Below are 12,617 nucleotides of genomic sequence, written 5' to 3' on the forward strand. Positions count from 1 at the left end.
TTGTTTTATCTGTCGCATATCGTTCTGTTCGAGCATGGGCATGCGAAAAGCCCGTCGGGAACGGGCTTTAACGCCGCTTGCGGCGGCCCCGAAGGGGAGAGTCTCAAGATGAGACGAGTATTGTAGGACACTGCCAGGCATCAATTAAAGTCGAAAGCCTCATGCGAAAGCATGGGGCTTTTTGCTGTGTGCGAAAGAAAGAATTGCCGTCATTCCCCTCAATTTTCACCCCAGTCTTCAATGTGCATCACATAAATCACGCTATATTCTTCGCCCGCTATTTCTGAGATATCCCTTCTAATATATAAACCTGGTTGTATGATTTACCACACGGCATGGATAAATTTTCGTCTTAATACCCTCATGATATTGTCGGCCTACTTTTAAATCCTTTTAAAATGTAGGTGAAATAATATGAGCGAAGAATATAAAGAAACCGTATCCCTGAGGGAACATGCTGATAAAACGGCTGCTTTATTGGCAAGAATAGACTTTAATACGGAAATTAAAGATGTTTCAGGTAATAACAGTATAGAAAAAGTCACGGGAAATATTGTTCTCACTAAAAACAATATTGGTCAGGACGGATATTTCGAAAAAGGCTCTATTTCTTTGGTGAAGGATAAATTTTTATTCTCTACCGATCGTAACCTGAGTCTATCATTCTGGATTAAATCTGGTACATCAAGTGATGGCGTAATTATCTCTAATAAAGACTGGGGGAAAGGTTCTAATATTGGTTGGTTGCTGGGTATTAATAAGGATTATTTGGTTTGTAACTGGAAAGGTGCCTCCCGATCCCGCCTGGACCTGGGAGCTGAACAAAACATTAAAATTGCAGACAACCGTTGGCATCATGTTGCCGTTACGTTTGATCGTCAGGGTGACGCTGTCTTCTATAAGGATGGAGAAGAGGTTTATACCATTAACATTGCCAACTCTGGCAATATTGATAGTAACTATGCCACGGTGATTGGGGCTGATGCGCTGGGTAAATATTCTCTGGATGGTTGTCATCTGGATGAGTTGGAGATCCATGATAAGCTCCTAAGCCACGAGGAAATTAAGCAAAGATTTTATGATCTAAAAGATAAACTACAAAAGTCATTAGCAGTATTGATGAACTTTGAAGATGATTTGAAAGACAGTTCAGACCAAGGCTACCATGGTGTGGCTGCCGGAGATATTAGCTTTGTTCGTGGTTTTGACGGCAAAGCGGCTAAGTTGACGAAATCTTATATTACACTGCCTCAAAGTGAGCTGTTCCCGGCGCTGGATGGGGATTTCAGCGTTTCTTTCTGGATTAAGAGCAATGCGCAATATGAGGGTGTTATATTTTCGAATAAAGACTGGAGTGTTGGTGGAAATATAGGTTGGGTTATCGGTATTAGTGGTGAAAAACTGCGATGGAACTGGAAAGGTATTTATGGTGGCCGGTTAGATGTCAGTGATATTCTCATCGCTGACTTTAAATGGCACCATGTTGCTATTACGCATAATAGGCGTGGAGACGCTATTTTTTATATCGATGGGCAGGAGATAAAACGTATCTCCATCGCCGGCAGTGGCCATACCAATACTCATTTGGATTTCAATATTGGCGCCGATGGATGGGGTAAGTACCGCCTGGAAAATGCTTTGCTTGACCGTGTTCAGATATCAAACACTGTTATTTCCCCTCAGCAGATTCAACAGGAGTATGAAGCTTATGCCCAACAGCTTGTTCCTGTTCTTAAAACCCTTCACTACTCGTTTGATGGCACTTTGAATGAAAGCACAGATAAAGGCTACCATGCTATCGCTCACGGCAAAGAGGCATATACACCAAACTTTGCCACCAGTGCATTTCTGTTCGACGGAAAAACCTTCCTCACTGTCCCCAATGCAGAATTACCAAACGATTTAGCCGGTGATTTCAGCCTGTGTTTTTGGATAAACTCCCCAACGGTGAATCAAGAACAAACGATTATCGCGAATAAAGACTGGAACAGTGGCAGCAATCCAGGCTGGCAGGTGGGCATCCATGAAAATACGTTGAGCTGGAACTGGAAAGGCAGTAATGCAAGTCGTTACGATATTGGCGCGGACCACCCGATCCATATGGCTGATGGCAGATGGCACCAAATCACGGTGAGTCACGATCGTGCTGGCAATGCTTGTTTTTATAAAGATGGAGTACTGCAACGACAGATTGATATTCGCTCTTCGGGTGATACAACAACGGCTCTGGATATCGCTATTGGTGCAGATGCCAAGGGCCAATTTCGTTTAAGTAACGAAACGCAGATTGATGAATTACGGATTATCAACCGAGTCGTCAGTGCACCAGAGGTGCTGGCATTTTACGAGGAATACCGTGATCTCGTCGTTAAACCGTTAACAGAGAAATTTAGCGGTAGCCTGGCATTAGTTGGGGCAGAACAAACGGTAGCGGACTCTGCGTTTACGCTCAATCTGCATTTGCGTACCGAAAATATGGTCAACGTGATTGATGAGTTCACCAGTGAGCTTCATTATGATCCTTCATCATTTGAATTTATTGAGGCTATCGGTAGAGATATCTCTGTGCAGGTGGCTGATGGGGGGATTTTGAAAATCAGCGGCTATGGCGGTCGTACATTTAATGATAATGATCCTCTAGACTGGCAAAAAACGAAAATGGGGGAATTACGTTTCAACACCACCGCTGTATTGGGTAATGGTGCATTCTCTTTATTGAATAGTCAGTTCTATGAAAATGGTCGCTTATATCAGATTGATTCTTTGAATGCAGAAACGCATCACGTGACTATTAATCCGGCATTATCTCTGGATCGCAATCAGGATGGCGTGATCACGCTGGCTGACGTTATTGGCGCACCCGCTGAGCAGCAAACCCGAATTGCAGAACAGCTTATTTTTATGCCTTATAAGAGAGTGTTATTTATTGGCATGGATGGTGCGGGTGCCAGTGTGAGCCCACAAGCCCCTTATTGGCCTTCAGTCGATGCAAAAAAAGAAATTGTTGGTGATCGGTTAGGTATTCCATGTTTACGAGGAGTGATCGAGCATGGTGCGGTGACCTACACGGCACAGTCAGTCATGCCATCCGACTCGGCCCCAAACTGGGGCGCGATACTTACCGGTGTAGATACCAGTAAACACGGGGTTACCAATGGTGTGGCTGCTGAAAGTTATTATCCGGAAAATAGCCCCTATCCGACGTTGTTCAAGCGGCTGCGCCAGGCGATGCCAAACCGTAAGCTTGCGGCCTACGTCTCTTGGGAGGCCATTGCCAACAGTTTGATTGAGCCTTCGCTCGGGGTGGAATGCGTCAAGGGTGATGACGAGGCCATTGTGAACAAGGCTACGGCTTATATTGCTGCAGGCAAGTTGAAAGATACCGCATTCATGATGGTTCATCTGAGCGAGATCGACTTGGCCGGGCATGTGAATGGCTATTATGGCCCTGCGTACTATCAGGCATTAGCCACTGCCGACAAACAAATAGAAACACTGCTCAGTGAGTTGGATCGGCAGGGCTTACGTGAAGATACCCTGGTGATTGTCTCGCCCGATCATGGTGGTGGCACTGAACAAGTCGATGGAACCCAAACTCAGAATTTTAGTCATGGACAAAATTCCGCCATGGCGCGAACCATCTTTATCGCGGCGAATGGTCGAACCGTGGCGAGAGAAACGCGGGGTGAAAAAATTGTTTCAGGGGGATCGACTAAAGATATTGCCGGTATGGTGCTACATGCTTTGAATATTCCCTACGTCAGCAATGAGACAGGTTTACAAAGTATGTTTGCGGCGCAGGAGAATTTGTCAGATGCCGACCTGCCGGAATGGGTAATGACCAAAGTGGTGAATACACCTTCGAATAGTGTCGCTAGCTACCAGCTGGCGCTGAAAAATAGCGAATACGATCTTTGTGCCGGTGATTTGACTATCGAATTGGAGAATACTCTGGTAGAGCGGGTTACTCCTCATTTGGCGGGTATTACCCTATTGCGTCAGGAACTGACGGCAGAAAGGTTACGTTTGGTGTTTATCTCTGACCAGCCGTTACCTGCCGGGCAGGCATTATTTACCTTCACAACGCGCAGACATTCAGCTCAGCACGGCCTGCATATTAAGGATGCGATGGTAGCCACTCAGCAAGGACGCGAGATCTTGCCGAAATTAACAGAGCAGCAGCAGACGCAAGACGATCCATTTGGCATCACGCTAAATGAAGAGATGATGACGTTGGAAGTCGGTAAAGGTTTTACTTTAATCGCCAATATTAAGGCAGTGAATGCCGGGGACCTGAACTGGGGCAATACGCACAAAGAAGTTGCTGGCTTGCAAGTGAATGAAACCTCTTGCGTGGTTACGGCGTTCCATCCTGGTCTCACCCAAATAACGGTCACCAGTGCTGACGGTGCCTATTCTGCCGTTTGTGAGGTGACGGTGGTTGCAGCGTTCACCCTGGATAACCAAGGCGTTACCGATAAAAGTCGTTATTTAATGGGCGCGGCAACGCCGGGTAGCTCCCTTGAAATTACCACGGACAGCGGGGTATCGCTGAGCGGTTTGGTGGCTGATGATGGCCGTTTCAAACTTGAGCTACCGCCATTGTTGGAACATTCTCAACTTTATATTCAGGAACGTTATCCTCACGGCATCAAAGGGGTGACGCACCAATTTGAGGTGCGACCAAGCTATAACCTGTTGTGGGATATCGCTGCCAAGGCCAGTGCCAGCAGCATATGGTTTAACCAGGCACAGTATACGGCGGATAAAGCCATTGATGGTGATGGCGGGAGCCGCTGGGCATCTCATAACCTTCCGCTGCCCGCATGGCTTACTGTGGATTTTGGGAACGAGATTAATGTCGATCTGGTGCAGATTAAAGAGTATGAGTCTCGGGTAAGTGCTTTTACCCTTGAAATTCTGCAAAACGGGCAGTGGTTACCGGTTTATCAGGGAACGACCCTTGGCCCACAGGCCAAACTTTATTTCCCGCGCGTTAAAGCATCACAAATCCGGCTGAATATTACGGCAGCAAGCGATTTACCTTCCATCTATGAACTGCAAGTTTTTGATACGGAAAAGCCGCCGGTTCGTGAGATTAGCGATTCAGCGTTGATTGATCTGGAAGCCAGAAAAAGCTTCAATTTCTTCTGGGAAATGGCGAATAGTGATCCTGCCAGCCCTGGTTACGGATTGGTGAGCGATTCGAAAACATCCGAAATTTGTAATGTGGCACAGGTCGGTTTTGCCTTGTCGGCGATTCCGATTGGCATTGATAATGGGTGGATTAGCAGAGAAGAAGGGGTTTCCCGCACGGTGGGCACGCTGAATATGCTGCTGAACCATGCCGAACAGCACAAGGGGTTCTTCTATCATTTCCTGAACAAGTCGACCGGGAAACGAGCCTGGACTTCTGAACTTTCAACCATTGATACCACGCTGGCGCTGAATGGGGTGATTGTTGCCGGCGAATACTTCGGTGGTGAGATAAAACAAATGGCGGACCAGATTTATCATAAGGTCGAATGGCCATGGTTCCGCGATGCCAAGACCAATCAGTTTTATATGGCCTGGTTCCCGGAAAATGGCGGCGGGTTCCATGATATCAAATGGTCAGGTCCGGTAGAGCAAGCCAGCATGTATGTTCTGGCGGCAGGTTCCCCGACGTATCCGGTCAGTGGCGATATGTTCTATAGCATTGGTCGTGACAAGCGATCCTATCGTGGCAGTAAACCGGTATTTGACACCTGGTTCGGGTCCAGTTTTACCAATCAGTTCTCGAATGCCTGGGTCGATTTCCGTGGCAAGGTCGATAAGCTGGGTGATGACTGGTTTAATGACGGGGTGCTTAGCTCGCAAATCAGTCGCCAATACAGCATTGATGAACAGGATAACTTCAAAACCTTCGGTCCTGACTCATGGGGGTTATCGGCGGGCCAGGGGCCGGATGGCAGTTATCATGGCAACTATGGTGCGCCACCGGCAACCGCTGCCAATACGGATGGCACCATGGTGATCTCCGGTGCGGTAGGGGCAATGGTGTTCACGCCAAAAGAGTCACTGGCAGCCATGCAAAACTATTACCGAAATCACCCGTATACCTGGGGGAAATATGGTTTTAACAGCGGGTACAGCCTGGATGTTACGCCACACTGGTACGCTTCATCGGTCAACGGCCTGGAAAAAGGGATCAGCGTGATCATGCTGGAAAACTATCGCTCCGGTCTCATTTGGCAGCTGTATATGCAAAATGAATCGATTACACGTGGCGTTGAAGCCATAGGTTTAACCAGGCGCAGTCGGGGGCTTGAAGAGTAAAGTCACTGACAGGAAAGAGCCTATTGCCTTGTCTTGGTGATGCGATAAGAGCGGGTTCAGCATGCTGAACCCGCTGGTTTATGGTTAATGTGAACTGCCCTGGGAAATACCCAGGCCGGTTTGTGAACGTACAAATTGGAAGCGGAAACGTTCACGCTCTTGCTGCCCGGCCAATGAGCTGTCGGTCACCGAGAACAGCCAGGTACCGATAAAGGCGACCAGCATCGAGAACAGTGCTGGATATTCATAAGGATAAATGGCTTTCTCGTGTCCCAGGATCTGCACCCAGATGGTTGGGCCGAGGATCATCAGGATCACCGCCGTCAGCAGACCTAACCAACCGCCGATCATCGCGCCGCGAGTGGTCAGGCGTGACCAGTACATCGAAAGAATGATAATCGGGAAGTTACAACTGGCAGCAATCGAGAAGGCCAGTCCGACCATAAAGGCGATATTCTGTTTCTCGAACAAAATCCCCAGTGCAATGGCCACAATACCCAGGATCACCACGGTAATCTTTGAAACCCGCAGTTCATCACGTTCAGTCGCCTTGCCGTTTTTAATTACACTGGCGTACAAATCATGAGATACCGCAGAGGCCCCTGCCAGCGTCAGGCCGGCAACCACCGCCAGAATGGTGGCAAAGGCGACCGCCGAGATAAAGCCGAGGAAGAAGTTGCCGCCCACCGCGTTGGCCAAATGCACCGCCGCCATGTTGGTACCACCCAATAGTGCCCCGGTGGCGTCTTTGAACACCGGATTAGGGCCGACTAACAGGATCGCACCGAAGCCGATAATAAAGGTCAGGATGTAGAAGTAACCGATAAAACCGGTGGCATAGAACACGCTCTTACGGGCCTCTTTAGCGTCACTGACGGTAAAGAAGCGCATCAGAATGTGCGGCAGACCAGCGGTACCAAACATCAGCGCCAGCCCCAGTGAGAGTGCAGAAATAGGATCGGACACCAGCCCGCCAGGGCTCATGATGGCGATGCCTTTCGGATGAACCTTCACGGCCTCGGCAAACAGGGTATTGAAGTCAAAATTGACCGATTTCATCACCATTAGCGCCATAAAGCTGGCACCAGCCAATAACAGCACGGCTTTGATAATCTGCACCCAGGTGGTCGCCAGCATGCCGCCGAACAGCACGTACAGCACCATCAAAATACCGACCAGGATGACCGCCACGTGATAGTTAAGGCCAAACAGCAACTGGATCAGCTTACCGGCGCCCACCATCTGAGCAATCAGGTACAGCGCGACCACCACCAGTGAACCACAGGCGGAGAGGGTGCGGATCGGCTTTTGCTTCAGTCGGTAAGAAGCCACGTCAGCAAAGGTATAACGGCCCAGGTTGCGCAGGCGTTCTGCAATCAGGAACAAAATGATTGGCCAGCCGATCAGGAAGCCGATGGAGTAAATCAGCCCGTCATAGCCAGAGGTATACACCAGGGCGGAAATACCGAGGAAAGAGGCGGCTGACATAAAATCGCCGGCAATCGCCAGACCGTTCTGCAAACCGGTAATTTTCCCACCTGCGGTGTAATAATCCTGGCGTGAGCGGGTGCGTTTGGAAGCCCAGTAGGTGATGTATAGCGTAGCGCCGACAAACAGCACGAACATGACGATCGCCTGAATGTTCAAGGGTTGACGCTGAACTTCCCCCCCAATGGCATCGGCAAAGGCCAGGCCCGGTAGCGTCAGCAGGGCGGCGGCAGGCAGTAAACGCTTCATTTCTTCACCTCACGCAGGATTTCTGCAGTCAGGCGATCGAACTCGCCGTTGGCGCGGAATACGTAGATCCCGGTCAGCACAAAAGAGACAACGATCAGGCCTACGCCTACCGGGATCCCGCGGGTAATGGTTGATCCTTCGGCGATCGGCGTGCCCAACCACTGAGGATCGAAAGCGATCAATAAAATAAAGCTGACATACAGTGCCAGTGTAATCAGTGAAAGCAGCCAGGCGAAGCGGCTACGTTTTCGCACTAATTCTATAAAGCGCGGGTTTTCCTCAATCCCTTGATAAATGGTGTCATTCATCAGAGCATCTCCAGTAGGTATTGATAGAGTCCGCCGCGCTTGAAGCCGACCATCGGGGGCTTCCCGCTGATCGGCCTGAGGCGGCGGAAATTAGGACGGAACTTTCATTGATTGTTTTTCTTCCAACAGCTTTTCGACTACGGCCGGATCTGCCAGCGTTGAGGTATCCCCCAGGTTGCTGGTATCGCCGGCGGCAATTTTGCGCAGGATGCGGCGCATGATCTTGCCGGAACGCGTTTTAGGCAGTGAATCTGTCCAATGCAGGACATCCGGCGTGGCGATCGGCCCTATCTCTTTGCGTACCCAGTTACGCACTTCGGTATACAGCTCAGGCGTGGGCTCTTCACCGTGGTTCAGCGTGATATAGGCGTAAATCGCCTGGCCCTTGATGTTATGTGGAATGCCGACCACCGCCGCTTCGGCGATTTTCGGGTGGGAGACCAGTGCTGACTCAATCTCGGCGGTGCCCAGACGGTGACCGGAGACGTTAAGCACGTCATCGACGCGACCGGTGATCCAGTAGTATCCGTCTTCGTCACGGCGTGCGCCGTCACCGCTGAAATACATGCCTTTAAAGGTGGAGAAGTAGGTTTGCTCGAAACGATCGTGGTCGCCGAACAGGGTGCGAGCCTGGCCAGGCCAGGAGTCGGTGATCACCAGGTTACCCTCACAGGCACCTTCTTGCGGGTTACCGAGGTTATCGACCAGCGCCGGCTGTACGCCGAAGAATGGTCGCGTAGCGGAACCGGCTTTCAGTTCGGTGGCGCCAGGCAGCGGGGTGATCATAAAGCCGCCGGTTTCGGTCTGCCACCAGGTGTCGACGATCGGGCATTTACCGTTGCCGATTTTATTGTAATACCACTCCCAGGCTTCCGGGTTGATCGGCTCTCCAACCGAACCCATGATGCGCAGCGAGTCACGTTTGGTCCCTTCGATCGCCTTGTCACCTTCGGCCATCAGGGCTCGAATGGCGGTCGGTGCGGTGTACAGGATATTAACCTGATGCTTGTCGATCACCTGCGACAGACGGTTAACACCCGGGTAGTTTGGCACCCCTTCGAACATCAGCGTAATGGCGCCGCAGGCCAGCGGGCCGTACAGCAGATAGCTGTGGCCAGTGACCCAACCGACGTCGGCGGTACACCAGTACACGTCGCCGTCGTGATAATCGAATACGTATTTAAAGGTCATGGCGGCATACACCAGATAGCCGCCGGTGGTGTGCAGCACGCCCTTGGGTTTACCGGTCGAGCCGGAGGTATAAAGGATAAACAGCGGGTCTTCCGCATTCATCTCTTCCGGTGGGCAGTCGGCCGAAACATCCTGGGTCAGTTCATGCCACCACAGATCGCGCCCTTCCTGCCAGTAACCTGGTTTACCGGTACGCTGGAATACCACCACGTTGGTGATGCTTTTTACGCCTGGATTTTTTAGCGCGTCATCGACGTTTTTCTTCAGCGGGACGGCACGTCCAGCACGCAGGCCTTCGTCAGCGGTGATAACCAGTTTGGAGTTGGAGTCGATAATGCGCCCGGCGACCGCTTCCGGAGAGAAACCGCCAAAGATCACCGAATGCACTGCCCCGATACGGGCGCAGGCCAGCATGGCGACGGCGGCTTCCGGCACCATTGGCATATAGATAGCCACGACGTCGCCTTTCTTCACGCCCAGCTTTTTCAGCACGTTGGCGAATTGGCAGACATCATGGTGCAATTGTTTGTAAGTCACCTGTTTTGACTGAGTGGGATCGTCACCTTCCCAGATAATGGCGGTTTGGTCGCCGCGTTCGGCCAGGTGGCGATCGAGGCAGTTAGCCGCCAGGTTCAGGGTGCCGTCTTCAAACCAGCGAATGCTGATATGGCCCGGATCGAACGAGGTGTTTTTGACCCGGCTATAAGGTTTAATCCAGTCCAGGATTTTTCCCTGCTCGCCCCAGAACGTTTCTGGGTCTTGCACAGACTGTTGATAATATTGTTGATATTGTGTCGAATTAATCAGGGCGTGTTCTGCAATTGCAGAAGGAATAGCGTGTTTATGCACTTGGCTCATGGCTTTTCTCCTTGAAGTTGTTAATAATATGTCAACTGAAGGTTAAGTATAGTTTGCTCCGATTCTTTGTTTCTTTTTTGCGCGGCAGATCACGCAACGAAGATATTGATTTGTAATAGTTCTGCCTCATTTGCGTTGGGCATCCACCCGCTTGGTGGGACGAAACGCTTAGATAGGCGGTTTTTGCCAGAAAGCGCTATCTAAAGAACTAAAAAGAATAAACAACCCGCCAATAAATTCACTTTTTATTGCTAATAGTTAATGTCATACACCCGGTATTAAATCCCGAGTAAATCATTTTGGAACATGGCTGATTGTTAATATTCGATATTGATATTAATAATTGGATAGTCAGCCAACTTCACTAATAAATAAACTTACTTGAAGTTTTCCGGCTGAAATATGATGGAGGTATAGGGGCATATTGTCAGGGATTTTCATTTTGAAAACTTTAATGCAACATAATATAAACATCCTCATTGGACTAAATATGCAAGTTTAGTGGGAATTAACGCATTTTCATCAGGTGTAAATATTAATCCATCAGAGTATTCCGTGACCTGCATCACATAAAATTATGCTTTTAATAACAGTGAATTATGCCATTTAGAATTAAAATTAAAATTTAATGCGGTTAAATATTACACAGAGACCTGATGAAACAAGGCTTGCAGACTATGCCTTTCAAATGGTAAAGATTTAAACAGCGTCACACTAAGGGCAGGTGAGCGCTTGCTTGTCATTAACATAAGCCTGTATTAAATGATTAATTATTCTTTTCGGCGCATTACTATAAATGTGCCGAAAAGAGTCTTTGAGGACTTTTAGGGTATGAAGAGTGTAAAAATAAGTCTTGCCTGGCAAATTATGATCGCGCTGGTGCTGGGTATTATCGTCGGAGCCGTGCTCCATAATCAGGTTGAATCACGAGAGTGGTTGGTCAGTAATATTCTTGGTCCGGCCGGTGACATATTTATTCGCCTGATTAAGATGATTGTGGTGCCGATCGTTATTTCTACGCTGGTTGTGGGTATTGCCGGTGTGGGGGATGCGAAGAAGCTGGGCCGTCTCGGGTTGAAAACCATTATTTATTTCGAAGTGATCACCACTATCGCCATAGTGGTGGGGCTGACACTGGCTAACGTTTTTCAACCCGGTCACGGCATCGACATGTCGACGCTGACTGCGGTCGATATCTCGCAGTATCAAAAAACCACCGAACAGGTGCAAAGTGGCTCGCACAGCCTGGTTGGCACCCTTCTGTCGTTGATTCCGTCGAACATCTTCGCTTCGATGGCCAAAGGCGACATGCTACCGATTATCTTCTTCTCGGTGCTGTTTAGTCTTGGGTTGTCTTCATTGCCGAAAGAAACCAAAGAGCCGCTGCTGAAGGTGTTTAAAGCCGTTTCGGAAAGCATGTTCAAAGTCACCCATATGATCATGCGTTATGCGCCGATTGGGGTGTTTGGTTTGATCTCAGTGACGGTCGCCAATTTTGGTTTCGCCTCGTTGTTACCCTTGGCCAAGCTGGTATTGCTGGTGTACTTCGCTATCGCTTTCTTTGCGCTGGTGGTATTGGGTGCCGTTGCCCGCATCTGTAACCTGCGTATCTGGACGCTGATCCGTATTCTGAAGGACGAACTGATCCTGGCTTTCTCTACCGCCAGCTCGGAAACGGTGTTGCCGCGCATCATTGAAAAGATGGAGGCTTATGGCGCACCCAAGGCGATCACCAGTTTTGTGGTCCCGACCGGTTATTCCTTCAATCTGGATGGTTCGACGCTGTATCAGAGCATTGCAGCCATCTTTATCGCCCAGCTGTACGGCATTGAGCTTTCTCTGGGCCAGGAGATTGTGCTGGTGGTGACGTTGATGCTTACCTCTAAGGGCATTGCCGGCGTGCCGGGTGTTTCCTTTGTGGTGCTGTTGGCGACCCTGGGGAGTGTAGGGATCCCGCTGGAAGGTTTAGCGTTTATTGCTGGCGTAGATCGCATCCTGGATATGGCACGTACCGCACTGAATGTCGTGGGCAATGCGCTGGCGGTGCTGGTGGTGGCTAAATGGGAGCATCAGTTCGACAGCAAAAAGGCGTTGGCTTTCGAGAAAGAGTTCTTGTCCGGCAAGATGAAACAGATACAAGAGTCTTAATCGCCATTCTGCGCGATGATTGGAAAACCCGCCTAGTGGCTAACACCGTTCACTTAA

At 49.5% G+C, this 12,617-nt stretch carries 5 protein-coding genes; 2 read left to right on the top strand and 3 right to left on the bottom strand.

Annotated elements, in window-relative coordinates; genetic code table 11:
* Window positions 1-414: 414 nt before the first annotated feature.
* Window positions 415-6,318 carry a LamG-like jellyroll fold domain-containing protein gene (locus BEI65_RS25465; RefSeq protein WP_099065612.1) on the top strand — a complete coding sequence of 1,968 codons (5,904 nt, stop codon included), beginning with the start codon at window positions 415-417 and terminating at the stop codon, window positions 6,316-6,318.
* Between the two features lie 84 nt (window positions 6,319-6,402).
* Here the strand turns inward: BEI65_RS25465 and actP are convergent, their stop codons facing one another.
* From actP to acs, 3 genes are all read right to left on the bottom strand, one after another.
* Entirely contained in the window at window positions 6,403-8,055 is a 1,653-nt protein-coding gene (gene actP / locus BEI65_RS25470) for a cation/acetate symporter ActP (protein WP_099065613.1), read from the bottom strand.
* A complete protein-coding gene (locus BEI65_RS25475) occupies window positions 8,052-8,363 on the bottom strand; it encodes a DUF485 domain-containing protein (RefSeq protein ID WP_099065614.1) in 312 nt (103 codons plus the stop codon). Before BEI65_RS25475 ends, actP begins: the two co-directional genes overlap by 4 nt.
* Window positions 8,364-8,453: 90 nt before the next feature.
* Window positions 8,454-10,412, bottom strand: a complete 1,959-nt coding sequence (gene acs, locus BEI65_RS25480; RefSeq protein ID WP_099065615.1) for an acetate--CoA ligase — start codon at window positions 10,410-10,412, stop codon at window positions 8,454-8,456.
* An 831-nt stretch (window positions 10,413-11,243) separates the two neighbouring features.
* Between acs and gltP the strand changes: the two genes are divergently transcribed.
* Window positions 11,244-12,560: a glutamate/aspartate:proton symporter GltP gene (gltP, locus tag BEI65_RS25485; RefSeq protein WP_099065616.1), complete on the top strand. Its 1,317-nt coding sequence runs from the start codon at window positions 11,244-11,246 to the stop codon at window positions 12,558-12,560.
* Window positions 12,561-12,617: the final 57 nt, after the last annotated feature.

The organism is Serratia sp. BW106 (assembly GCF_002607755.1).
Classification (GTDB): Bacteria; Pseudomonadota; Gammaproteobacteria; order Enterobacterales; family Enterobacteriaceae; genus Serratia; species Serratia proteamaculans.

Excerpts from the sequence above, each read along its gene's own strand:
- BEI65_RS25465 (WP_099065612.1), top strand. The coding sequence starts at position 415 with ATGAGCGAAGAATATAAAGAAACCGTATCCCTGAGGGAACATGCTGAT.
- actP (WP_099065613.1), bottom strand. The coding sequence starts at position 8,055 with ATGAAGCGTTTACTGCCTGCCGCCGCCCTGCTGACGCTACCGGGCCTG.
- BEI65_RS25475 (WP_099065614.1), bottom strand. The coding sequence starts at position 8,363 with ATGAATGACACCATTTATCAAGGGATTGAGGAAAACCCGCGCTTTATA.
- acs (WP_099065615.1), bottom strand. The coding sequence starts at position 10,412 with ATGAGCCAAGTGCATAAACACGCTATTCCTTCTGCAATTGCAGAACAC.
- gltP (WP_099065616.1), top strand. The coding sequence starts at position 11,244 with ATGAAGAGTGTAAAAATAAGTCTTGCCTGGCAAATTATGATCGCGCTG.